The organism is Methylotuvimicrobium sp. KM2 (assembly GCF_038051925.1).
Lineage (GTDB): Bacteria > Pseudomonadota > Gammaproteobacteria > Methylococcales > Methylomonadaceae > Methylotuvimicrobium.
Genome location: NZ_CP150634.1, coordinates 640,305 through 665,154 on the forward strand (window position 1 = coordinate 640,305; position 24,850 = coordinate 665,154).

20 protein-coding genes, 2 tRNA genes and 3 rRNA genes are annotated in these 24,850 nt (G+C 47.6%); 23 read left to right on the forward strand and 2 right to left on the reverse strand.

Annotation, left to right across the window (positions count from 1 at the left end; genetic code table 11):
* Positions 1-420 precede the first annotated feature (420 nt).
* Both argC and erpA read left to right on the forward strand, forming a co-directional pair.
* The gene (gene argC / locus WJM45_RS02770; RefSeq protein WP_341327476.1) at positions 421-1,452 is read left to right on the forward strand and encodes an N-acetyl-gamma-glutamyl-phosphate reductase; all 1,032 of its coding nucleotides are present in this window, start codon (positions 421-423) and stop codon (positions 1,450-1,452) included.
* Positions 1,453-1,518: 66 nt separating this feature from the next.
* Positions 1,519-1,851 (forward strand): iron-sulfur cluster insertion protein ErpA, encoded by a 333-nt coding sequence (gene erpA / locus WJM45_RS02775; protein ID WP_341327477.1) that lies wholly within the window; start codon positions 1,519-1,521, stop codon positions 1,849-1,851.
* Here the strand turns inward: erpA and WJM45_RS02780 are convergent.
* Positions 1,834-2,967 (reverse strand): anhydro-N-acetylmuramic acid kinase, encoded by a 1,134-nt coding sequence (locus WJM45_RS02780; RefSeq protein ID WP_341327478.1) that lies wholly within the window; start codon positions 2,965-2,967, stop codon positions 1,834-1,836. The two genes, erpA and WJM45_RS02780, sit on opposite strands and share 18 nt — an antisense overlap.
* A gap of 18 nt (positions 2,968-2,985) precedes the next feature.
* Positions 2,986-4,293, reverse strand: coding sequence for a peptidoglycan DD-metalloendopeptidase family protein (locus tag WJM45_RS02785; protein ID WP_341327479.1), 1,308 nt, complete (start codon positions 4,291-4,293; stop codon positions 2,986-2,988).
* Positions 4,294-4,440: 147 nt separating this feature from the next.
* Here WJM45_RS02785 and tyrS point away from each other — a divergent pair, with 147 nt between their 5' ends.
* The 21 genes from tyrS (at position 4,441) to WJM45_RS02890 (ending at position 24,766) form a co-directional block, all read left to right on the forward strand.
* Positions 4,441-5,634, forward strand: a complete 1,194-nt coding sequence (gene tyrS, locus WJM45_RS02790) for a tyrosine--tRNA ligase (RefSeq protein ID WP_341327480.1) — start codon at positions 4,441-4,443, stop codon at positions 5,632-5,634.
* A 378-nt stretch (positions 5,635-6,012) separates the two neighbouring features.
* Positions 6,013-7,547: ribosomal RNA gene (locus WJM45_RS02795) — 16S ribosomal RNA — on the forward strand.
* A gap of 67 nt (positions 7,548-7,614) precedes the next feature.
* A tRNA-Ile gene (locus WJM45_RS02800) sits at positions 7,615-7,691 on the forward strand.
* Positions 7,692-7,762: 71 nt separating this feature from the next.
* Positions 7,763-7,838 (forward strand) — tRNA-Ala (locus WJM45_RS02805).
* A gap of 361 nt (positions 7,839-8,199) precedes the next feature.
* A 23S ribosomal RNA gene (locus WJM45_RS02810) occupies positions 8,200-11,646 on the forward strand.
* Between the two features lie 288 nt (positions 11,647-11,934).
* Positions 11,935-12,050: ribosomal RNA gene (gene rrf / locus WJM45_RS02815) — 5S ribosomal RNA — on the forward strand.
* The 16S, 23S and 5S rRNA genes sit together here with 2 tRNA genes alongside, the layout of an rRNA operon.
* A 446-nt stretch (positions 12,051-12,496) precedes the next feature.
* Positions 12,497-13,705, forward strand: coding sequence for an integrase arm-type DNA-binding domain-containing protein (locus WJM45_RS02820; protein ID WP_341327481.1), 1,209 nt, complete (start codon positions 12,497-12,499; stop codon positions 13,703-13,705).
* Positions 13,706-14,033: 328 nt separating this feature from the next.
* The gene (locus WJM45_RS02825; RefSeq protein WP_341327482.1) at positions 14,034-14,585 is read left to right on the forward strand and encodes a helix-turn-helix transcriptional regulator; all 552 of its coding nucleotides are present in this window, start codon (positions 14,034-14,036) and stop codon (positions 14,583-14,585) included.
* A 255-nt stretch (positions 14,586-14,840) separates the two neighbouring features.
* The gene (locus WJM45_RS02830; RefSeq protein ID WP_341327483.1) at positions 14,841-15,059 is read left to right on the forward strand and encodes an AlpA family phage regulatory protein; all 219 of its coding nucleotides are present in this window, start codon (positions 14,841-14,843) and stop codon (positions 15,057-15,059) included.
* A gap of 121 nt (positions 15,060-15,180) precedes the next feature.
* Positions 15,181-15,525: a hypothetical protein gene (locus WJM45_RS02835; RefSeq protein ID WP_341327484.1), complete on the forward strand. Its 345-nt coding sequence runs from the start codon at positions 15,181-15,183 to the stop codon at positions 15,523-15,525.
* Between the two features lie 5 nt (positions 15,526-15,530).
* Complete coding sequence (locus tag WJM45_RS02840; RefSeq protein ID WP_341327485.1) at positions 15,531-17,006, forward strand: DUF3987 domain-containing protein; 1,476 nt, start codon at positions 15,531-15,533, stop codon at positions 17,004-17,006.
* A gap of 9 nt (positions 17,007-17,015) precedes the next feature.
* Positions 17,016-18,335 (forward strand): DEAD/DEAH box helicase, encoded by a 1,320-nt coding sequence (locus WJM45_RS02845; protein WP_341327486.1) that lies wholly within the window; start codon positions 17,016-17,018, stop codon positions 18,333-18,335.
* A 74-nt stretch (positions 18,336-18,409) separates the two neighbouring features.
* The gene (locus WJM45_RS02850; protein ID WP_341327487.1) at positions 18,410-18,577 is read left to right on the forward strand and encodes a hypothetical protein; all 168 of its coding nucleotides are present in this window, start codon (positions 18,410-18,412) and stop codon (positions 18,575-18,577) included.
* 18 nt (positions 18,578-18,595) lie between these two features.
* Positions 18,596-19,144, forward strand: a complete 549-nt coding sequence (locus WJM45_RS02855) for a hypothetical protein (protein WP_341327488.1) — start codon at positions 18,596-18,598, stop codon at positions 19,142-19,144.
* Positions 19,145-19,255: 111 nt separating this feature from the next.
* On the forward strand, positions 19,256-19,765 hold the full coding sequence (locus WJM45_RS02860) for a hypothetical protein (RefSeq protein WP_341327489.1): 510 nt from the start codon (positions 19,256-19,258) through the stop codon (positions 19,763-19,765).
* A gap of 81 nt (positions 19,766-19,846) precedes the next feature.
* The gene (locus WJM45_RS02865; protein ID WP_341327490.1) at positions 19,847-20,602 is read left to right on the forward strand and encodes a hypothetical protein; all 756 of its coding nucleotides are present in this window, start codon (positions 19,847-19,849) and stop codon (positions 20,600-20,602) included.
* Between the two features lie 5 nt (positions 20,603-20,607).
* Positions 20,608-22,584, forward strand: a complete 1,977-nt coding sequence (locus WJM45_RS02870; protein WP_341327491.1) for a glycoside hydrolase family 19 protein — start codon at positions 20,608-20,610, stop codon at positions 22,582-22,584.
* Between the two features lie 48 nt (positions 22,585-22,632).
* A complete protein-coding gene (locus WJM45_RS02875) occupies positions 22,633-23,172 on the forward strand; it encodes a hypothetical protein (RefSeq protein ID WP_341325928.1) in 540 nt (179 codons plus the stop codon).
* Positions 23,173-23,583: 411 nt separating this feature from the next.
* A complete protein-coding gene (locus WJM45_RS02880; RefSeq protein WP_341325929.1) occupies positions 23,584-23,790 on the forward strand; it encodes an AlpA family phage regulatory protein in 207 nt (68 codons plus the stop codon).
* Entirely contained in the window at positions 23,787-24,470 is a 684-nt protein-coding gene (locus WJM45_RS02885; protein ID WP_341325930.1) for a Rha family transcriptional regulator, read from the forward strand. Before WJM45_RS02880 ends, WJM45_RS02885 begins: the two co-directional genes overlap by 4 nt.
* Positions 24,471-24,517: 47 nt before the next feature.
* Positions 24,518-24,766 carry a hypothetical protein gene (locus WJM45_RS02890; protein ID WP_341325931.1) on the forward strand — a complete coding sequence of 83 codons (249 nt, stop codon included), beginning with the start codon at positions 24,518-24,520 and terminating at the stop codon, positions 24,764-24,766.
* Positions 24,767-24,850: the final 84 nt, after the last annotated feature.

A 24,850-nucleotide genomic window follows, 5' to 3' on the forward strand; every position in this document is an offset into this window, starting at 1 on the left:
TGATCGTAAATAACGTCCCCATTTTATGGAGAGTTCGGTTGCTCGATTGGCAATTGTTGAGGAGCAAAATCCTCCCACGTTGCCGACATCCTCACGACGCACGCTCCACACCCTTGTTGATTTCCGAATTGGGCATTACTGCAATCGTAAATCATGGCGAAATGGCCAGTTCATTGATACCCTTTCTTCATGAAAAATAAATTCGGCTGAACCGAAGTAGATATCCTGTAAAATGTCAGGCATTAACAAGGCGATTTCGTTATTAGATGTACTCTTTCCGGTCAATTTTCGGCGCCGAGTGAATCTGCCTAACGCCCTGGCACTTCCATACGGCAATGCCTAAATGTGAAGCGTGAAAGGTATATATGATGAAATCGGCACAATGATTTAATTTTCAGACCAATCGGATGAGGTAAGTTGATGGTACGTGTAGGTATTGTAGGAGGCACCGGTTATACGGGTGTGGAGTTGCTTCGGCTCTTGGCCTTACATAAGAAAGTCGATGTCTCGGTCGTGACATCGAGAAATGATGCGGGTAAAAGAGTCGATGAAGTGTATCCGAGCTTGCGCGGCTTTATCGATACGGTTTTTACTGCTCCGGAAGTTGATAGCTTATCTGATTGCGATGCGGTATTTTTTGCGACGCCGAACGGCACAGCCATGTTGATGGCTGAACAATTGGTGGCGCGAGGTATCAAAGTCATTGATCTATCTGCCGATTTTCGCCTGAAAGATCCGAAACAATGGGAAAAATGGTACGGCATGGAGCATGCCTGCCCTGATTTGATCGAACAAGCCGTTTACGGTTTGCCGGAGTTTAACCGCGAAGCGATCAAAAATGCTAATTTGATCGCTTGCCCCGGTTGTTATCCGACTGCAGTGCAATTAGGTTTTTTGCCGTTGATTGAGAAAGGCTTGGTAGAGGTTGATCGTTTGGTTGCCGATGTGAAGTCCGGGGTTAGCGGCGCCGGGCGAAAAGCGCAATTAACGACCTTGATGGGAGAGACGGGCGAGAGTTTTAAAGCTTATGCGGCAAGTGGCCATCGTCATTTACCCGAGGTGATCCAAGGTTTGGAGGTGATCGCTAAAAGATCTGTAGACTTGACCTTTGTTCCTCATCTAATACCGATGATACGAGGTATTCATGCCACCTTGTATGCGCCCTTGCTAGAAGGAGGAGAAGCCGTTCAAGCACTTTATGAACAACGCTATATTAACGAGCCGTTTGTCGATGTGTTGCCTTATGGATCGCACCCGGATACTCGTAATGTTCGGGGCGGTAACCTTTGTCAAATTGCCGTTCATCAGCCCCAAGGGGGGAGAATGTTGGTGGTATTGTCGGTGATTGATAACCTGGTTAAAGGAGCCTCCGGTCAAGCGTTGCAAAACATGAATTTAATGTTCGGTTTTGATGAGTCTGAAGGGCTAAAAATGCCAGCGCTTTATCCTTGAATCTTGACTAAAAAACTAGGTATTGTCATACTTTGATAACTTTTTAATTTCGATAGTAGAAACTTTATGGCTGAACCAATTATATTTACCGATAGCGCCGCTGCGAAAGTTGGCGATTTAATTGCCGAAGAAGGCAACGATAACCTCAAGTTGAGAGTTTATGTGTCGGGTGGAGGCTGTTCGGGCTTTCAGTACGGCTTTACGTTCGACGAGGAGGTAAACGAAGATGATACGCAAGTCGAAAACGGCGGCGTGACGGTTTTGATTGATTCGATGAGTATTCAATACTTAACGGGTGCCGAAATCGATTACAAGGAAGATCTTTCCGGCGCGCAGTTTGTGATACGCAACCCTAACGCAACGACGACCTGCGGTTGCGGATCATCGTTTTCCGCTTAATGCGGCGTGCCCGGGATAGATTCCGCCCAGAATTACCGGCTGTTTTGCGCCGGTAACCGACATAAGGTTGCCGGGCAGGCTATTCATGGTCTGTCTGGCTAACCAAGCAAAAGCGATTGCCTCCACATGATCGGGATGTAAATGGTATTCTTCGGTCGAGAATACGGCACAATTTAAATTCTCCTGAATTTTTTCCAATAAATAGCTATTGCGCGCGCCGCCGCCGCAAACGAATACCTTGTCGGTACTAGGAGCATAATCGCGGATCGCGTCGCAAATGGTTTCTGCTGTTAATAGGCATAAGCATGCCTGGACATCCTCCGGTTTTTGTTCCGAGAACTCGCGAAGGTGTTTAGTTAGCCAACCCAGTGAAAAATATTCTTTTCCGGTGCTTTTAGGTGCGGCGCTCTTAAAATACGTGTCGGCTTTTAGTATCGATAGCAGATGCTTATTGACTTGACCTGTTCTGGCCCAGTCTCCGTTATGGTCGAAATGACTTCCTCGATGTTTTTTTATCCATGTATCCATTAATGTATTGCCGGGTCCGGTATCGAAACCTATGACTGGTTTCGACGAATCTTTGGGCAAAATCGTTATATTGGCAATGCCGCCGATATTGGCGATCACACGGTTTTCATCTGGACAGTAGAATAAAGCTTGATGGAAAGCCGGAACGAGTGGCGCGCCTTGTCCTCCGGTGGCTATATCACGACGGCGAAAATCGGCTACGGTAGTAATCCCTGTGAGTTGTGCGATGATGTTGGGATCGCCGATTTGTAAACAAAAAGGGTTGGGTAGCTCTGGCGCATGGAAAAGGGTGTGACCGTGACTGCCGATTGCAGTAATATCCGAAGCAGAAAAGCCCGCTTTAGCGATTAGGCTCTGTGCGCTTTGTGCGAATAAATTGCCCAGTTGTGTATCAAGTTTGCCGATATTTTTTAGTAGAACAGGGTGGCCGGAAGAAGTAATTTCAGTCAGTTCGGTTCTGATCCGGTCAGGAAAAGGATGGTATTCGAAGGCGATGAACTCAGGATGGCCGCTACTAAAATCGACAAGACCAGCATCGATACCGTCGATGCTGGTCCCGGACATTAAGCCAATATAGAGTTCGGTCATTGACGTTATGATGCCCTGTTACTTCTGGGCAAGTAAGCTGTCTCTTGCTTGGTCCAGTTGTGCGATAAGGGGCTTCGTATCGGCTTTGAATTTCCCTTGTAGAGAAGGGGGGATTGGCATCGAATTTGGCAAAGCAACCGATAAGGGATCTCGATGCATACCGTTTACTCTGAATTCGTAGTGCAAATGAGGACCGCTAGCCAAGCCGGATTGACCGACATAGCCGATAATATCACCTTGCTTGACGGTGCTGCCTTGCTTGAAGCGATTATTGAATGCCGAGAGGTGAGCATAGAGAGTGCTGTAACGTTTGTCGTCATGTTGAACAATGATGACGCGCCCGTAGCCGTTTTGTCTGCCTAAAAATTGAACTTTCCCATCGCCGGTCACTTTAACCGGAGTTCCGGTCTTAGCTGCATAATCAACTCCTTTGTGGGCGCGGATTCTATTTAAGATGGGGTGTTTGCGCTTTAAATTAAAAGGCGAGCTGATACGGATGAAGTCGACCGGCGTTCTTATAAAGGCTTTACGTAAGCCTTCGCCATTAGGTCGGTAATAATGCGCGGATCCGGAATTGTCTTGAAAACGGACGGCGCGATAAACCTTGCCATGATTATTGAATTCGGCGGCAAGAATATTGCCGGAACCGACTTCTTCGCCTTCCGCAATATGTTTTTCATAAACGACCGAAAAGGTATCGTTTTCTTTGATATCTAATGCAAAGTCGATATCGAAAGCAAAGATGTCGGCGAGTTGCAGTATCAATTTGTCGCTCAGTCCTGCGCGCTTTCCATCGTAAAACAAAGAGTTGTGAATGGTGCCGACGGTGCTGACAGTTGTTGTTTCGATGGTTTTACTCGAAATCTCGACATTGAATGTGTCGTTTTCGCGTACCGCTTTGACGGTTTCAATTGGGCTTTTCTGGTACGAAATTTCGGTTAGTTCACCGCTCTGTGTCGTTTTGACTTGAAGTGTCTTGCCGGACGAAATCATTGCAAACTCACGGCCCGCTTCGTTGGCATGAATAATCTGATGAAGATCGGATTTATTTAGGTGAAGCTTGGAAAAGATCGTCGAAAGATTTTCACCTCTCTCGATAATATGTTCGATTGACCTGAAATCGGATGGTTCGCCGAGATCGTCGAATTTAAACGCGAGCTGATCGTTAAAGGGATTATTCGTTCCGATTAAAAAAGCATTATTGGTAAAGGCGTTGATGTCGGCAGATCTGACTTTGCTTTCAGGAGTGATAAGTGCATAACTAGCGCTTGCAACAACGGCGGAGCTGAGTCCTAAAAACAGGGATTTATAAATTCTATTTTTCACGGGTTTTTATGCGATAGTGGAATTGTTCAGTAAACTGGGTTTAGAAGTAATATTAACTGTGATTATAGCTGATATACTGAGAATCTTTTGCCACGTCAGTGCAACAGTATAACAGTTAGATTAATGTTTTCTTAAAAGGAGGCTAAATTGCAAGATCAATTGAAGTATCTTTCCAGAGGAACCGAGGAAATTCTGGTTGAATCTGAATTGAAGAAAAAACTGGAGGAAGGGCGTCCGCTCAGAATCAAGGCTGGTTTTGATCCGACCGCTCCCGATTTGCATCTTGGGCATACCGTGCTGATCAACAAGTTAAGACAGTTTCAAGACTGCGGGCATGAAGTCTTGTTCTTGATTGGCGATTTTACAGGCATGATCGGGGATCCGACCGGAAAGAACGTGACTCGCAAACCGCTGACGCGTGATGAGGTCATTGAAAATGCCAAGACTTACGAGGAGCAAGTTTTCAAGATACTCGATCCGGCCAAGACTTTGGTTTTGTTCAATTCGAGTTGGATGAATGCGATGACCCCGGCTGAATTGATTCAATTGGCCGCAAAGCATACCGTGGCAAGAATGCTCGAAAGAGATGATTTCAGTAAGCGCTATAAAGGCGGGCAGCCGATCGCGATACATGAATTTTTATATCCATTGATACAGGGATATGACTCGGTTGCGATGAAGGCCGATGTCGAATTGGGCGGTACCGATCAAAAATTCAATCTGCTGGTCGGAAGGCAGTTGCAGGAAATATATGGGCAAAAACCTCAGGTCGTCATGACTATGCCGATCTTGGAGGGGTTGGATGGTGTCCAAAAAATGTCTAAATCACTCAATAACTATATAGGTGTCGCGGATGCGCCGGATGATATGTTCGGAAAGATCATGTCAATTTCCGATGAATTGATGTGGCGCTATTTCGAGTTATTGAGCTTCAGGCCGATTGATGAAATCAATCGTTGGCGGGAGCAATGTCGGGAAGGCGCGAATCCGAGAGATTATAAAGTCAGCTTGGCCCAAGAAATCATTGAAAGATTTCATAGTTCATCGGCTGCGCAAAAGGCCTTGGAAAATTTCGAAGCTAGATTTCAAAAAGGACAGATGCCGGAAGAAATGGACGAATTGACTCTTGCTTCGGTCGAACAAGAATATCCGATTGCCAATCTATTAAAGGACGCAGGCTTGACTGGGAGTACATCGGAGTCTTTGCGTATGATTAAGCAGGGTGCAGTTAAGATAGATGGTGAAAAGGTGTCGGATAACAAATTGCATCTCGCAAAAGGGTCTGAGCATGTTTATCAGGTAGGTAAAAGGAAGTTTGCGAGAGTCAAAATCTCTAGTTAAATAAATGATTTAAAGTAGATTAAAGGCGGGGGTGATATCTTTGTTTGTAAAAGATGAAAATAAATTCTTGACGAGCCTGGGTGCTGCTGTATAATGCTCAGCTTTCCCGCCGCGAAACAGCGGAACGACGGGAAAAGAGATTGAAAATAAAGTTTGACATTGAGTTTTGCTTCTGTATAATAGGCGGGCTCAACGGGAGAGAAAGTCTTCCAGCTCTTTAACAAGCAGATCAAAATAATTTGTGTGGGTGTTTGTGGCGAATAGCTTAGCGGTTAAAGCTATTCGACGCAAGAACAACACGTTAATTCAAGCAGTTTACGTTTAATTCTTAGTCGAGCCAAGATTGGTGACTGATCTTATTTAGTCACACACCATATTAAACTGAAGAGTTTGATCATGGCTCAGATTGAACGCTGGCGGTATGCTTAACACATGCAAGTCGAACGGTAGCGGACCTTCGGGTGCCGACGAGTGGCGGACGGGTGAGTAACGCGTAGGAATCTGCCTGGTAGTGGGGGACAACTCGGAGAAATCCGAGCTAATACCGCATACGCCCTACGGGGGAAAGCGGGGGATCTTCGGACCTCGCGCTATCAGATGAGCCTGCGTTGGATTAGCTAGTTGGTGGGGTAAAGGCCTACCAAGGCGACGATCCATAGCTGGTCTGAGAGGACGATCAGCCACACTGGGACTGAGACACGGCCCAGACTCCTACGGGAGGCAGCAGTGGGGAATATTGGACAATGGGCGCAAGCCTGATCCAGCAATACCGCGTGTGTGAAGAAGGCCTGAGGGTTGTAAAGCACTTTCAATAGGGAGGAAAAAGCGTTGGTTAAGAGCTGATGCCTTGACATTACCTATAGAAGAAGCACCGGCTAACTCCGTGCCAGCAGCCGCGGTAATACGGAGGGTGCGAGCGTTAATCGGAATTACTGGGCGTAAAGCGTGCGTAGGTGGTTAATTAAGTCAGATGTGAAAGCCCCGGGCTTAACCTGGGAACGGCATTTGATACTGGTTAACTTGAGTTTAGGAGAGGAGAGTGGAATTTCCGGTGTAGCGGTGAAATGCGTAGAGATCGGAAGGAACACCAGTGGCGAAGGCGGCTCTCTGGCCTAAAACTGACGCTGAGGTACGAAAGCGTGGGTAGCAAACAGGATTAGATACCCTGGTAGTCCACGCCGTAAACGATGTCAACTAGCCGTTGGGTCTTTATTAAGACTTAGTGGTGCAGCTAACGCATTAAGTTGACCGCCTGGGGAGTACGGCCGCAAGGTTAAAACTCAAATGAATTGACGGGGGCCCGCACAAGCGGTGGAGCATGTGGTTTAATTCGATGCAACGCGAAGAACCTTACCTACCCTTGACATCCAGAGAATCTGTGAGAGATCGTAGAGTGCCTTCGGGAACTCTGAGACAGGTGCTGCATGGCTGTCGTCAGCTCGTGTCGTGAGATGTTGGGTTAAGTCCCGTAACGAGCGCAACCCTTATCCTTAGTTGCCAACACGTCATGGTGGGAACTCTAGGGAGACTGCCGGTGATAAACCGGAGGAAGGTGGGGACGACGTCAAGTCATCATGGCCCTTATGGGTAGGGCTACACACGTGCTACAATGGCCGGTACAGAGGGCAGCGAACTCGCGAGAGTCAGCAAATCCCAGAAAGCCGGTCCTAGTCCGGATTGCAGTCTGCAACTCGACTGCATGAAGTCGGAATCGCTAGTAATCGCGAATCAGAATGTCGCGGTGAATACGTTCCCGGGCCTTGTACACACCGCCCGTCACACCATGGGAGTGGGTTGCAAAAGAAGTAGGTAGTTTAACCTTCGGGAGGGCGCTTACCACTTTGTGATTCATGACTGGGGTGAAGTCGTAACAAGGTAGCCCTAGGGGAACCTGGGGCTGGATCACCTCCTTACAAAGACAGCAAGCGTTCGTCATGAGTGCCCACAACAAATTATTTTGATCGAAGACGTCACGAGCCTGGGCCTGTAGCTCAGTTGGTTAGAGCGCACCCCTGATAAGGGTGAGGTCGGAGGTTCAAATCCTCCCAGGCCCACCAACGCGGCGCAAGCCTGGAAGCGGAAGGACCGCCCGTCAAGCTAGCCGAGATTAGTTTGCACGAACCCCAAAGGGGCCATAGCTCAGCTGGGAGAGCGCCTGCCTTGCACGCAGGAGGTCGGGAGTTCGATCCTCCCTGGCTCCACCAATGCTATACCGTTTGAACGGCGAAAAGCCTCACAGACGGTATAGCATTGGTGACGGAAACAACGTCAGTAATAGCTCTTTAACAACTTGGAAATCTGTACACTGTAACTTCAGCGTTTAAAGCAATTTAAACCGAGAAGATACACAAAACAAGTTCACCGAAACAGACGGTAAAGCAAGGCTTGTCACTGTCCACGCCGCAAGGCGAAGACAGCGGACAACCCAGACGAACCGGAAGCGACGTGAATGAGTTCTCAAGCAGAAAGCGAAAATGTCAGCTGACAAATAACGCCGCAGTCCTGAACCGAATCAAACACTACCGAAAAGTAGCGCGAGACCGGTCAGACTGATTGGGGTTATATGGTCAAGTGAATAAGCGCATACGGTGGATGCCTAGGCGATAAGAGGCGACGAAGGACGTAGTAGCATGCGATAAGCCGCGGGGAGTTTGCAAACTAACTTTGATCCGCGGATTTCCGAATGGGGCAACCCGGCCAGGATAACCTGGTCATCCTGCATTGAATACATAGGTGTAGGAAGCGAACCCGGGGAACTGAAACATCTAAGTACCCGGAGGAAAAGAAATCAACCGAGATTCCCTTAGTAGCGGCGAGCGAACGGGGAGCAGCCCTTAAGCATTGAGCAAATTAGTAGAACAGTCTGGAAAGTCTGGCGATACAGCGTGATAGCCGCGTATACGAAAATTTGCTGGGTGTGAAAACGAGTAGGACGGGGCACGTGAAACCTTGTCTGAATATGGGGGGACCATCCTCCAAGGCTAAATACTCCTTATCGACCGATAGTGAACCAGTACCGTGAGGGAAAGGCGAAAAGAACCGAGGAGATCGGAGTGAAATAGAACCTGAAACCGTATGCGTACAAGCAGTAGGAGCCCAGCACCTAAATTGTTTTAGGCGTTGAGAGTGGCGGAATAGAAAGAATTTTGATGGGAAATTGAATTCAGTAGCTAAGTTGAAGAATTTAGGTTCTGGGTAAACCCCGCAAAATTGACAAAAAGGCCATCGAACAATGTCAATATTTTGGGAAAGCCAAAATAAAACAACTAAGGGGCCTGCCCAGCACCTAAATTCCAATTAGGGGCAATCAGGCAGGTATAATCACAACGTTTTAATCAACATTGTGGACTTAGTACATAGAGCAATTTAGGTGCTGGGTGACTGCGTACCTTTTGTATAATGGGTCAGCGACTTAATCTCAGTGGCAAGCTTAACCGGATAGGGGAGGCGTAGCGAAAGCGAGTCTGAATAGGGCGTCATAGTCGCTGGGATTAGACCCGAAACCGGGCGATCTATCCATGACCAGGTTGAAGGTTGGGTAATACCAACTGGAGGACCGAACCGGGATCCGTTGAAAAGGATTCGGATGAGTTGTGGATCGGAGTGAAAGGCTAATCAAGCCCGGAGATAGCTGGTTCTCCTCGAAAGCTATTTAGGTAGCGCCTCGTGTATCACTGTTGGGGGTAGAGCACTGTTTCGGCTAGGGGGTCATCTCGACTTACCAACCCGATGCAAACTCCGAATACCAACAAGTGCGAGCACGGGAGACACACGGCGGGTGATAAGGTCCGTCGTGAAAAGGGAAACAGCCCAGACCGTCAGCTAAGGTCCCCAAATCTATGCTCAGTGGGAAACGATGTGAGAAGGCCCAGACAGCCAGGAGGTTGGCTTAGAAGCAGCCATCCTTTAAAGAAAGCGTAATAGCTCACTGGTCGAGTCGGCTTGCGCGGAAGATTCACCGGGGCTAAGCATAGTACCGAAGCTACGGATCTTACGTAAGTAAGGTGGTAGAGGAGCGTTCTGTACGCCTGCGAAGGTCGATTGAGAAGTCGGCTGGAGGTATCAGAAGTGCGAATGCTGACATGAGTAACGATAATGGGGGTGAAAAACCCCCACGCCGAAAACCCAAGGTTTCCTGCGCAACGCTAATCGACGCAGGGTTAGTCGGCACCTAAGGCGAGGCCGAAAGGCGTAGTCGATGGAAAACAGGTTAATATTCCTGTACCGGAGGTAACTGCGATGGGGTGACGGAGAAGGCTAGGTCAGCTGTCGGTTGGAAGTGACAGTTTAAGCGCGTAGGGAGATCCTTTAGGCAAATCCGGAGGATCAATCCTGAGACGTAACGACGAGTTTCCCTATAGGGAGACGAAGTGATTGATGCCCTGCTTCCAAGAAAAACCTCTAAGCATCAGGTTATCTGCGGCCGTACCCTAAACCGACACAGGTGGGTGGGATGAGAATTCTAAGGCGCTTGAGAGAACTCGGGTGAAGGAACTAGGCAAAATGGTACCGTAACTTCGGGAGAAGGTACGCCCTTGTTAGGTGAAGTCCCTTGCGGATGGAGCTGAAGAGGGTAGCATTAAACTGGTGGCTGCGACTGTTTAGCAAAAACATAGCACTCTGCAAACTCGAAAGAGGACGTATAGGGTGTGACGCCTGCCCGGTGCCGGAAGGTTAATTGATGGGGTTACCCCTCACCTAGATTATTTAGAACCATGTATTACGTTTATGTACTGTACAGTCGGACGGAAGATGAATTTTATCTGGGTTCGACAGAAGATTTAAAAATGCGTCTGTGGCAACATCAGCAAGGCGAAAACAAATCGACTAAAAAAGCACAAGACTGGATAGTTTCTTATTATGAAGCCTACTTGACAGAGCAGGCGGCGAAGAGGCGAGAAGGTCGACTAAAGCGTAGTGGTAAAGCGTATCATAGCTTAAAAGAGCGGATACGAGACAGCATAGATAATCTAGGTGAGGGGGAAGCTCTTGATCGAAGCCCCGGTAAACGGCGGCCGTAACTATAACGGTCCTAAGGTAGCGAAATTCCTTGTCGGGTAAGTTCCGACCTGCACGAATGGCGTAACGATGGCCACACTGTCTCCACCCGAGACTCAGTGAAATTGAAATCGCTGTGAAGATGCAGTGTACCCGCGGCTAGACGGAAAGACCCCGTGAACCTTTACTATAGCTTGACACTGGACTTTGAACCTATTTGTGTAGGATAGGTGGGAGGCTGTGAAGCATCAACGCCAGTTGGTGTGGAGCCGACCTTGAAATACCACCCTGGTATGTTTGAAGTTCTAACCTAGGTCCGTAATCCGGATTGGGGACAGTGTCTGGTGGGTAGTTTGACTGGGGCGGTCTCCTCCCAAAGAGTAACGGAGGAGCACGAAGGTGTGCTCAGCATGGTCGGAAATCATGCGATGAGTGTAAAGGCAAAAGCACGCTTGACTGCGAGACGGACAAGTCGAGCAGGTACGAAAGTAGGTCTTAGTGATCCGGTGGTTCTGAATGGAAGGGCCATCGCTCAACGGATAAAAGGTACTCCGGGGATAACAGGCTGATACCGCCCAAGAGTTCATATCGACGGCGGTGTTTGGCACCTCGATGTCGGCTCATCACATCCTAGGGCTGAAGCAGGTCCTAAGGGTATGGCTGTTCGCCATTTAAAGTGGTACGCGAGCTGGGTTCAGAACGTCGTGAGACAGTTCGGTCCCTATCTGCCGTGGGCGTTTGAGATTTGAGGGAAGCTGCTCCTAGTACGAGAGGACCGGAGTGGACGATCCTCTGGTGTTCCGGTTGTCACGCCAGTGGCATTGCCGGGTAGCTATGATCGGACGGGATAACCGCTGAAAGCATCTAAGCGGGAAGCCTCTCCCAAGATGAGATCTCACTGGGACCGTGAGTCCCCTGAAGGGCCCTGAGAGACGATCAGGTTGATAGGTCAGGTGTGGAAGTGCAGTAATGTATGAAGCTAACTGATACTAATTGCCCGTGAGGCTTGACCATATAACACCCAATCGGTTTGCACCGACGGTGTTATCCAACAGCCGACAATCGCTAAAGCGAGAGAACGAAAAGCGTGTACAGATTTCCAAAAAAACAGGTGAAAGAAACAAGGGTAAAGGTGACAGAAGCAAGGCCGAAGGCTGGGCTACCAGAGCTGAAAACCCGATAAGACCGAAAACACCTGAAGTAAAGAGTTTTGAGTAGGCTCGATAGCTAAGCCGGATTAGGGTTAAAGAAAATAGCCTTTAACCTGGCCGCTGAAACCTTGAACCTGCTGTAACCGGTTTGCCTGGTGACCATAGCGAGCGTGTCCCACCCGATCCCATCCCGAACTCGGAAGTGAAACCGCTTAGCGCCGATGATAGTGTGGCACTTTGCCATGTGAAAGTAGGGAATTGCCAGGCGCTTATCCCAAAAGCCCGTGTTGATCATTCAACACGGGCTTTTTTTTGCCTTAAGGTTTTAAAAATATTTGGTTTGCAATAAAGCCTAATCATCCTCTCTTGACGCCACTCGATTTGCCGGTATTTACAAAGAATTCTTTGATTTAAACATAAAAAAACCCGAAAACTATAGTGTGTAGTTTTCGGGTTTTAAGGAATTTGTATCGATCAGATGGCGGAGAGAGAGTCCGCCGTAGTGTTATATTATAACGTCTTTTAACGTCCAAAATTGTTTATAAATCATAATGGTTTGCGCTCTTATTGTATATTAACGTCCAATGATGTACTCTTAAATCCAATGCCAGGGGTACGGTACAAAGTACGGTAGAAAAAGCGGGGCTTCGGATACGGTACGAAAACGGCCCTTTTTGGGGGTTATAAATAACGTGGGTACGGTAGGGTTTCGTATGTCATTGTCAGTAAAGAAAATTAATGCGCTCAATTTGCCGGGGTATTATTCAGACGGCGGTAATCTCTATTTGCAAGTCTCGAAGGCACTAACCAAGTCTTGGCTGTTCATTTATAAGCGATCAGGCAAAAAGCGCGAAGTAGGGTTAGGCAGTTATCCCTTGGTGTCTTTGGCAGAGGCCCGGGAAAAGGCGCTTGAGTATAGAAAATTGCTTGTTGATGGCAAAGACCCATTACATGAGCGGCGAACACTGGACAAGCCAAAGATAATCACTTTTGAGGAATGCGGACGGGCTTATGTTGAGGCTCACCGCGCTGGATGGAAGAACGAAAAACATGCCAATCAATGGACTAACACGCTAACGACATACGCGTACACCCACATAGGCGCGATGCCGGTAGGGTCGATAGAGACAAAACATATTGTGCGCGTATTGGAACCGATTTGGTTGACCAAGAATGAAACGGCTTCGCGGCTTCGCGGCAGAATCGAGAATATATTAGGATTTGCGACCGTTCACGGCTATCGGACTGGCGATAATCCCGCGCGATGGCGTGGGCACTTGGATAAACTGCTATCAAGTCCGGCGAAAACTAAAAAGGTCGAGCATTTTAAGGCACTGATGTATCGTGATGCCTTTGGGCTGGTTAAGGCATTAAGGGCGAACGGCAGCATTTCGGCGTTGGCACTTGAGTTTTTAATATTGACCGCCGCAAGGACGAATGAGGTTATCGGCGCAACATGGGACGAGATGCATATTGATGGTCGATTATGGATTATTCCGGGCTCACGGATGAAAAAAGAGAAAGAGCATCGAGTACCTTTGTCGGAACGGGCGTTTCAGATTTTGATGTTTATGTACGAGACACGGCAGAACAATTTTATCTTTCCGGGGCGCTCAAGATCGGGCGGCTTATCAAACGCAGCGATGGATAAACTTTTACAGGTCACTCTCGGCTATGATTGCACGGTTCACGGAATGCGGTCTATGTTTCGGGACTGGGCGGCAGAGACAACGAACTTTCCGCAGGAGCTTTGTGAAATGGCGTTGTCGCATGCAATTAAAAATCAGGCGGAGGCGGCTTATCGTCGTGGCGACATGATTGAGAAGCGGCGCGTTTTGATGCAGGCCTGGGAGGATTTTATTTCGAGAGAGCCAAGCACCGGGGATATCGTTGATTTTAGGAAAGTTGCCGAGCGCGGTTAGGTGGGCGAACACGACCCCCTTACAACAATTACAACACTACAACAAAACACTGTTTAATTAGCTACAGGCCGCGCCATTCGTGGCTTTGGCTTGTTGTAGGTGCTTTACAACACGGCTACAACAAGCATATTGAATACAGGTGATCGAATGGAATTGTTGAATTGGAAATGTTCATATACACGACCCCCCTACAACACCTACAACACCTACAACAAAACACTGTTCAATTAGCTACAGGCCGCGCCGTTACTGGTCTGAGCCATGTTGTAGGTATCTACAACAAAGCTACAACAAAGCTACAACACGACGGTTAAGACAAGGTTAAGAAATGACAAATTATTCAGAACGTGCCAGGACAGCCGGGAAAATTTCAGCGATCAAAAGGCGCGCGGCAAACGAGAAACGAAACGATGCCATTTATTTTGCGTATCAGCTTTTGCACGGCGAAAAGTTAATAAAGAAGGATCGTCGTATTGCGTTTGATTTTTTGGAGGGTAATAACTTTGAGGATATTCCTGTTATTCAGACCGAGCGGGAGTGCTTGGAATTAATAGCAGTGCGCGCTGGAGTGTCGCCGCGAATGATTAGGAATATATTGGAGAGCGTGTCAGAAAAGCACCAGCATGACAAGGTTGATAAAAAAGAACGAGCGCATCTTATTTTATTTGGCGAGCGATTGAAGGAGGCGCGGTTGGCTTCTGGTTATTCGGCAAAGAGCTTGGCTACTATTTTGGAGGTAACGCCTTCTGAGCTTGGTGATATTGAGCTTGGGCGAATGGAGTCGATACCGCTATCGTTTATAGTGCGCGCTTGTAATATTTTGAAGGTCGAGCCGGGATATCTGCTGGGTACTTTAGACGGTCCTAGTGAACTTGATTAGCAGGGCGGGCGAAATAGGCTGTTTGGGCGAATTGATTTAAAAACAATGACTTGTCGGGGCGAATCCGGGGCGATTTTCGCCCTTTTTTTTTGGCTTCTGGTTTAGTTGATTTCAAAAAGTGAAATTAACCAAAGTTTTGTTTATGAACAATATCAACCATTTATGTTTAAAGGTGTTCAAAAAAGGAAAACTGAAAAATAGGCGGATTTTTTTGCGGTTAATCTGTTTTGGACGTTTTTAAACAACCAGACAGATATGAACCAGTTAAAAAATACACCCGCTTCACTTATCGTCCGCATTAAAGACTTGCGCGTACTGTGCGGTTTGAGCCGCTCAACGGTTTACAACAAACTTGATCCAAAATCAAAATATTACGATCCAAATTTCCCGCGACCCGTTAGCTTGGGCGCTCGATCGGTGGGCTTTCGCCGCGATGAGGTGGAACAGTACATTGATTCACTAGGGCACAAATGAAAAAACCCGACCAATAATTTTAATTTATTAGCCGGGTTTTTAATAACGCAATCACTCACTTAGCAAGTGCGATTATATCACACCGTGAGGATGCGTACACCCCGGCAAAAGGAAATTTGCTATGAACACTAAATTCAAAAAACCGCCTTATTCGCGGGATATTGCTCGTTTTAAACACAGCGATGAAATCATTGTATGCACCGGATCGAACGCATGGCAGGCGGCAAGGCGTGAGACTTGGCAGCCGCGCACATCAAAAATTGTACTGCCTTTTGGTGACGATCCGGCGGCCTACCGCTGGCCGGTTTCGGGCCGGTATGTTCAGTGCTGGACGTGCGGAACGCCAGAGGATGACGAAACTATTTTAAGGCTTACCCGAGTATTGCTCGAATCTGGAGCCATAAAGGTTTTACTGCTGGACCCGGAAAAGCCGCTGGTCGTTGTTGAGCCAGTAACAATGAGGTAGGCAGCATGAGTATCTTAAACGAGTTCGAAGTTGTCGAGCCGGGGTTATTGCGGATGCAGCTTAACGTTGCGCCACAAAATGACGGATTTAATCAGCACCTAGATTCTGGTTCGAATTATTCGACCGGCGTTGACTTGCTCAAGCATATTGATGACGCGCACCCGCTAAAAAGGATGACTGCTCAGGTTGCGGCAATGTGCAATATCCCCCAAAGCTCCACGTTTTTAATTTTAATCAGTGCATTCAGTTCGGTAACCTGTCGAAAATGGCTTGTTGATTACCAGTTCGGACGAGGCCTCCCAATAGGTCTTTATGCCTGTGTAGAAGGTCCGTCGGGGATAGCAAAATCAAGGGCCTTAGAGTCAATGACAGATTTTTTTATTGATGTAAAAAACGATGTAATCAACAAATATCAGACCGAATTGTTGAGATTGGGATCAAAACAGGATCGGGACGATGCCGACGAAGGGCGGCTTGACGAACTCAAGGCGATGAAGCGGACTATCTACTCTCGATTGTTTGTGAATAACGCAACACCGGAGGGGCTTGAGGCTACGCTAGGCGGCACATGCGGATACTTTAGTGCAGTCAGTTCTGAACAAGGACTATTTAATAGCCTTCTTGGGTTGAGTTACGCAAACGGCGCGGCGAATAACAACGACCTTTTGCTAAACGGTTTTGATGGTGGATTTGTTTCAAGTTGTCGAGTGAGTCGTGAAGGTTATCACGGGCGCGTTATCGGCGGCGTTACGCTGTTTGCACAACAAGGATCGGTTGAAAAAATACTATCGGCCTCGAATGGAACCGGACTAAGCGAACGGTTTTTAATGCTGGCTGAACCGCACTTTTTAGGTAAGCGCGATCATTTGAAAAAGATTTTTTTCGACCGCTCGATACCCGAAGCTATTAAAGAAAAATGTCAATTTGCGCGGGAAGTATTTGAAAATCCAATTAAGCCGGGCGAGTTGTATCACCTAAAAATAAGCGATACAGGACATAGGCTAATCGCAGAATATCGTAATCAGATAGAGCCACACTTGGCCGATGGCGCGAAATTTAGCCACATATCCCTTCGCGGCGCGGCGGCAAAGGTCGATATGCAGATCATGAAGCTGGCCGCCAATTTATGGCTATTAGCGCGTAATGATGAGTATGACGCCAACATACCAGACGACCATGTAAAGGCGGCTATCGGCATTTCAAACGACTTGCTTGAGGCCAATTTAGCATTGTGCAAAGCAAAAGGATTGATCGGCGTGGCGGCAGAATTTAGCGCAGTGTTGCGATTGTTTGAGGGCAATCATAAGCCGATGACCGAGCGGCAGATTATTCAATCGCGGTCGAGGGTAGAGCCTTTTAAAGATTTCACCGGAAACAAGAGCGATCTAATCAGACAAACTCTCTGTGAGATGGTTTCGACCGGAGTTCTAGATATTGTTGTTTATGACGATGGCGTTAAACGCTATTCACTCAATCAATAGGTGGGCGTTATGAAAGCAATTATATCCGACAAAACCTATCTAACCGGACTAGGCGACGATCAAATCAAGTTTATTCAAAAAAGCCTGATCATACCAAATCCCAAATATACAGATGCGATACGCCAAGGACGGCGGCCTTTCGGTATAGACCGAACTATCGAACTATACGAATCGACCGATGACGGCCTGGTGATTCCGCGCGGTATTCACCTAGATGGATTGATCGATATTGACGACCGGCGGCACTCGCACCCGGTTGAAATCGAAACGAGCATCGAGCCAAGGGCATATCAAGAGCGGGCGTTAAGCGCGATGCTTGAAACTGGAGGCGGCGTTCTGGTTGCACCGACCGGCAGCGGCAAGACCACTATCGGCATTGAGTTAGCGGCTAGATTGAGACAGCGTTGTTTGGTGCTGGTCAAATCGCTTGATTTGGCGCGGCAATGGCAAGGCGCGATTAAAAAGTTTACCGGATTGGATGCTGGTTTGATTGGCGGCGGCGAATGGCGGGAAGGCGATCAATTTACGATTGCCACCGTCCAGACGCTAATCAAGCACCAAGGTAGTTTGGATTATGGACTTCTCATTTGTGATGAGTGCCATAACGCGCCCGCTAACCAAGTCTATGCAGTAATCAATCGGCAAGCGGCAAAGTACCGCTTCGGTTTGAGCGCGACACCACAAAGACGCGATAACCTTGAGGCGTTGATGTTTGCATCATTAGGGCCGGTTTGCGCCGAAATCGAGCAGCACGAAGTCGAAGGCGCGGTATTGCCTGTCGTGGTCAAAACGGTGGAATGCGACTTTACCGGCGATCCGCAAAGCTGGTCCGAGTTTTTACAAATGCTGTCCGACGACCCCGAGCGCAATAAGCTTATCGTCAATTCTGCAATCAAAGCAAGTCGGAAAACGGGCGTTGCTATCCTGACCGCGACCGTTGACCACGCAGAACGACTAACCGCGATGATCGAGCAACAAGGCCTTGATGCGGTCTTACTTCACGGAAAATTACCGGCGAAACAAAAGGCCGAGGCCATGCAGCGGGCCGAAACCGCTAATCTGATTATCGGCACATTATCTTTATTGTCCGAAGGTATCGACTGGCCGCATGTTGGCGCGGTTATATTCGGCGCTCCGGTATCAGCAGTCATTGATAAAAATATTCCGGCAGCGACCCGGCTTATTCAATCCATTGGCCGAGCAAGACGGCCTTATCCGGGCAAGCAAAGAGCGTTCGTGCTGGATATCGTCGATCAATGCGGCTTCGGTGTCGGTGCGTGGCGCAAGCGCAATCATGTCTACCGGATGCATGGCTTCGATGTTATCTAAAACCGGAAAAACGCCCGTTAGACCCCCATTTCGGGCGATTAGAATACCATTTCAAATTTTAGGAGTTACAAAAAATGACCTCAAAACCCACACCCCGCAGGACCAAAATATTGCGAAACCGGGCGGAAAAAATCCTAACGGATGCGCTGAAAGATCAAGGCGCACCGGCAGAATTACGCCTTAGTGCCGCAATCGCAATCTTGCAGCACGTTATCCCGCAACAAAAAACCACAAACTCTTAATTTAAAAGGAAATCCAAAATGAAAATCACACAAGCAATCTTCAATAACGCAGAACATGCACACAACCGCGCCGAGGCCGTGCTGGACGGTCTTTCCAAAATGTCCGAGGCCGACAAGACCGGAATCGAGGAAAGCATCATTATCGTTCAAAACAAATTTCTTTTAATCAAGGCCGAAGCGCAAAAAATTATCAACGAAGCGCACATCCGGCACAATGCTAGACCCGAAAAGCTGATTTCCATGGCGCTCAGAGTCCACCACGGAATTCCGCTCGAAATTTCGCGAAAAATGGGAGAAATGCAGGCCAAAATCCGAACTTTTCAGCAAAAAAAGGAAGATTTGATCGCGAAAGGTTTCAGTTTGGACGAAATTTCGAAGATCATCGTAGGCCCGAGCGATGAAGCAATCGAGGCGGTTGACGCAGAGTGCCGCGCATTGTCGGTAGAGTCGGCGGCGCTATTAAAATTCGCGAGCGATCCATTTTACGACTACTCGCTCCTTGTGGGCACCCGCCTGGAGTGCGAAATTCCGCAGACCGAAACCGAGGAAGAAAACCAAGCCGCTTAATTCCAACCGAGCCGGGCGTAAAACCCCGGCACCTTCGAGGTGCCGATGCTAGATCTTTCAACAAATCAGCGATTAAAAATTATTGGGCAAAAGTTCGTGGAGGCGCGTGGCTTGTGTGGATTAAGCCAACATGCAGCCGCAAAACTTTTAGGAATTTCGACCGAAAGCCTAAAAGCGGTCGAAACCGCGCTCGATATCGAATCTATTTCGCCATTTTTAATCGTCCGAGCGGCGCAGGGCTATGAAGTTACGACAGATTTTTTGTTAGGCGTTGCGGTCGAGGATGATTGGGAGCGCGATCCGGCTACGCAACTGATGCGCGAATGGAGTGTTCAAAGTAATCAGCGTCAATTCGAAATGCTAACCAGCATGATTTCCTGCGTAGAGTCCCATTGTCGCAAGGTACACAAGGCGGAGGCTGCGATATCCGAAATGGTGAACGAGTACGAGGAGCTGGTTGCCGCAGTCGAAAGGTTCATCGAAATCACCGACGGTTTCAATAACATACCAGGAAGCGCTCGTCTACTGCTTCACACCAAGAAATTTGGCGAAGTGTGCCGGGAAGCGAAGCACCAACTAATCCGCTGCAAAATTTTACCCAAAAAAAAACCCGACGATTAAGTCGGGCTTGATAGCAGTATCATCAAAACGAAAAAATAACTGATTTGGACCTACATTATCACACAACCGGACAAAAACAAAATGACTGAAAAAATACTATCGTCAACATGGGGCGATTCCCCGGACACCGGACTGAGCAAGCACTTGATCGCTACATTTTACGAGGTAGACCGTAAGGGCAATCGATTAACCGGCGATGACGATATTGTGGTTAAAGCTCCGCTTATCGACTCGAATATCGAGGCGGCGTTTAACTGGAACTCTCCTTTTGAGCAAGTTGGTCAAAACTCATTAGCCAATTTCCAGCAATTAGCGCAATCCGGCGAGGCGCTTGACGTTGCGCGTGTCGTCAATACGTTATCTAAAACGATGGGCGGATTTTTTGAAGAAATAGCCGAATCCGCAACTGGCAAAACATCGATAACAAAACTCAATTCGACTCAAATCTTTAACGGTTCGCCTCCGCTAAAAATCACGGCAACCCTACTGTTACGGGCATGGTCCGACCCCGTAACCGAAGTCGAAGAACCGATGAACCAGTTGCTCAAGTGGGCATTGCCAAAGGAGTTATCCCCCGATGGATCATTGCTATTGCGCCTTGCTAAAGATGGTTTTCAGGAGTCGTCTTTTTTGCCAAGTTCAACCCCGACTACAATCGCGATGAACTATAAAAACCGAACCTACAAGCCACTGGTCATTGAATCAATCAGCATTCCGTCCAACAGCCCAATTGATAAAAACGGCCATTTCACCGAACTCAGTATTCCGGTAACGCTTGCCACGCTTACAAGCATCGACCGAATCGATTGGGATAATTTTTCAACAAAACCGAGGTAAAAACTATGCTACCACACGACTCCGAAGGCTTTTTAGTCGGTGAAACAATCACGGACATTCGACGCGCTTCGAGAGCAATTGATGATATTCGAGACGATGTTTCCGCGATAAAAGCAGCGGTTGTTTCGCCATCAAGCAAAGCCAAAGTTGCCGCCGTTGCGGTCAGGCAGATTGAGAGAACGCGGATGCAAAAGGATATTGCATCTAGTGTTGGTCGTAGTGTATCGAAAGCGATTGATTCGACAGACAAGCAGAAGGCGGAAAAGACTGCTAATAGCAGACAATCATCGATAGAGCGATCATCAAACCAGTCAAGCGCGATTGAGACAAGAAGACGTGATGCCAATGGGCGTTTTATTTCATCTTCTGTTGCCGATATTGTTGAGCCTGGACAGGAAGCAAACAGAAACAAAAAAGGACAGTTCACCTCGTCAAGCTCAACCGGCAAGGATGAACGAAACTCAAACCGACTGTTTGGAAGCTTTGCCGACCGCATAGCAAAATCCTTTGCAGAAGCCGAAACCGGGCTTGCGGATGTAGACCCCAATGTTAAAGCCGCTCAGGAGATTGCACAGCCGCTATCAAAAGGCTACCAAGCTATTTTCGGCGGCGAGTCGGACAAAAAGAAATTCCATTGGTTTTCACGGATATTCAGGGAACTGAAACTAAGCCGCGAAGAAAGCACGGTACACGCTAAAGCACAGAAGAAAGTCCTCGATGATATCGAAGAAAAGACCGGGGGCAGTGCGGCAAGTGGTGGCGGCGGTGGTGGATTTTTTCCAATATTTAGTGGTGCGTCATTAGGTACAATCTTACCCGGACTTCTAAAAAAAATGTTCACGGGTATAGGCGTTGGTGTAGCGGCAATATTTAGCCCAGGCATGATAAAAAAGGTGTTGCTTGGTGCAACCAGACTTGCTTTTACCCCTATTACTATTGCAGCGGTTGCCGCGTGGGGCATTTTTACCGAAGACGGTCGTCAGTTTTTTTCAGATATGTACAAAGGATGGAATAATCTGATAAGCGATTTAAGAAAAAAATTCCCTCTTTTTGACAAACTAATTGATACTGTTTCCCGTAATGTTATTGAGCCTGTTGCGGATGGTATTGAGCAGATCAAAAAAGATTCGCCCAAAACGATGGAGTTCTTGGATAAGGCTAAAAGCTGGGTTGGTAACAAATTCGATCAGTTCAAAAAATCCAGTCCTAAGACATTCGGGACCGACAAAAAGAACAAAGATATACTGCTCAATGAATTGGACAAGCAAGGCATAACTGGCAAAGAGCGTGCTATGTTCCTAGCGCAAAGCCATCATGAAACCGGCGGTTTTGCTCGTATGGAAGAAGGGTTTAACTATTCAGCCAGAAGACTAAGAGAAGTAAATAAAAAGGCGCGTTCACTATCGCCAAGCGAGTTAAATAACATCGTTGGCGGCGGTCAGGAATCGATTGCCGAATTCATGTACGGCGGTAGAGCGGACCTAGGCAACACACAACCGGGCGATGGTTATAAGTATCGCGGTCGTGGATTCGCGCAATTGACCGGTCGGGCGAACTACGAGCGCATTGGTAAAATCATTGGCGAAGACTTGGTAAATAATCCTGACCTGTTACTCTCTGACCCTGAGATATCCGCAAGAGCAGCGGCAGCGTTTCACAAATCCAATTCCAGATTACAAAAAGCCTCAAAATCAGGCGATGTAGTTGCGGCAAGAAGGGCGTTAAACGGCGGATTAAACGGTATTGATGACGTTCGACGCCTTAACGATTATTACTCAACAATCCAAAATTCAGCGATACCGGAGGTTAAAGTTCCGTCCATGCCTGCCTTGCCTGTAATACAGGATAGCCCCGGCGTACTGCACCCGTCTAAGTCTAAGGACGACAGACAGCCTTTTGTTTCGTTGCCGATTGACGTAGGCCAGGACCTAAGTGACCGTAAAATCGGACTGATTGCGACAGGTGGGCTTAATGCGTTATGACCCTTTTGATACACCTATAAGCATTTTCTAATATAAGGATTTACTAATATGGCTAAAAAACGACCAGAATACACGAAGGAATGGGATGCTCAGGCGTTCAGGTTATCGTTGCTTGGCTTGGATAATACCCAACTAGCAGCATACTTTGAAATATCGAGAGCAACACTACAGAGGTATTGCAAGGCGCATCCCACGTTTGGCGAAGCGATTGAAAGCGGCAAGCTCCGTGCGGATAGCAAGGTTGCGGAGGGCTTGTTTAAACGCGCAACAGGTTTTGAGACCCGCGAAGTCAAGACCAAGATGGTACTCGATGAAAGCGGAAACGAGATGATATCCGAGATCATTGAAACGGTCAGCGAAATCCCGCCTGATAGCAAGGCCGCGATGCAGTGGCTCAATAACAGACAATCGAAATATTGGAGGCCGCGCGTAAATCCTCCGCAAGAGATAAATATCAGCGCAATTCCGTGGGCTGAATTACGCCAAATCACCGAGCAGGCAGTTAAAAAAGCTCAAGAGCAGTATGAAACGGTTATCCAGGGCCGATACGAGCGGCTTGGAATCAAGCGCGAATACAGCGGCGATTAGTTGTCATAAATTTGATAAAGCAAATTCGCTTTATCCATTAATTCAATGGCTTACGGTAAACGTAAGTAACTTGATATGCAGCGAATACCCAGCTTGAGATTAATTTGATTTAGCTGGCCTTATTCTCAAAAGGATTTAAATCCTCTTGAGACCAAAACGGAAGCGCGCTTCCGATTTGAGTTGACTGGCTAGTTTTGCGAATGGGTATCTCGTTGGAACACCCATTTGCGGTTTGGAATCGGGATATCCCGATTCGGGATTGAGGCAAAAGCGAACTCCGAGTTCGTTTTTGGATGGACTTTGCGCGGGGATTATCACTTCGAGACTTTTCAAAACCGGAAAATAGCGCAATTTAGCCTTTTTTTCAGGATTTATCATTTATGCACCGTAACAATTAACAGGTGCAATTCCATGAAAAAGACCATCATCAAACGAAGTGTTCTTGCCGCAAAACTCGGTGTAAGCGAGGTGCGAATAAAAACATTAATCAAAGAGGACAATTTACCCCGCCCCATCAAAATCGGCAAAATCTCAGGTTGGGTCGAAAGCGAAATTGATAATTGGATCGATTCCAAAATCTCCGAGCGGGATGCTCAATCCGTGGAGGTGTCCGTATGAATAATTTAATCGGCAATACAGCATCGATGAACAGCCGCGAGATTGCGGAGCTGGTTGAAAAGCGTCATGATTCGGTAAAGCGTACTATTGATCGTTTAGCAGATAAAGGGATAATTCAGCTTCCACCAACGGTGAATTCCGAGAATATCAACAACTTAGGTTTGCCTCAGAAAAGTACACTCTACTGCTTCACCGGCGAACAAGGCAAGCGCGACTCTATTATCGTCGTTGCACAATTATCGCCTGAATTTACCGCGCGTCTGGTTGATCGCTGGCAAGAACTCGAAAACAAAGTACGGACACCGCAATCATTCGCTGAGGCGTTACGCCTTGCCGCCGACCTTCAAGACCGCCTTGAAGAAACCGAACGGCAGCGCATCATTGCAGTAAAAACAAAGGCTGAAATAGGCAGCCGGCGCGAAGCAACCGCAATGAACAAAGCCAGTCAGGCCGCTAAAAAAGCAAAGGCGCTTGAGGTGCAGCTAGATAAATCTACGGAATACTGCACTATAAAACGCGCTGAAATGCTCTTTCACGGTCAAAAGTTTAATTGGCGATTACTCAAGAGTGCGAGCATTGAAATAGGCGTTCCGGCTATTGATGTTTTTGATGCCAACTACGGCACAGTCAAAGCGTATCACCGCGACGCATGGCAAGAGAGCTATGCTATATCAATATAATTGCAATGGGGTGGTGAAACGCCACCCCCCTTTTTAAAGGCAACCACATGAACGCATCCACACACAACAAAGCCAGAGCAATCAAGTCACCGAGCGGCGAACTCCTGTTTTTCGCGGTCGATGCAATGGCGCAAATAGGCTTTCATAACTTCGATAATGTAAAGGCGGTCATTCAATGCGTTCCGGCTGAATGGCGCGGTACGGCGCAAGTCAGTAGCGACCATGGGCCCAAAGAGGTGGACGTGCTTACCCATGAGGGACTGCTTTACTTCCTTGGTGCGGCGCTTGATGGTTAAAATGTTATAGGTGTAATACTCAACGAAACTCAACAAAAACAATCAATTAAGCACTGAAAATGCTTTCAGTGTTATATGCCTACA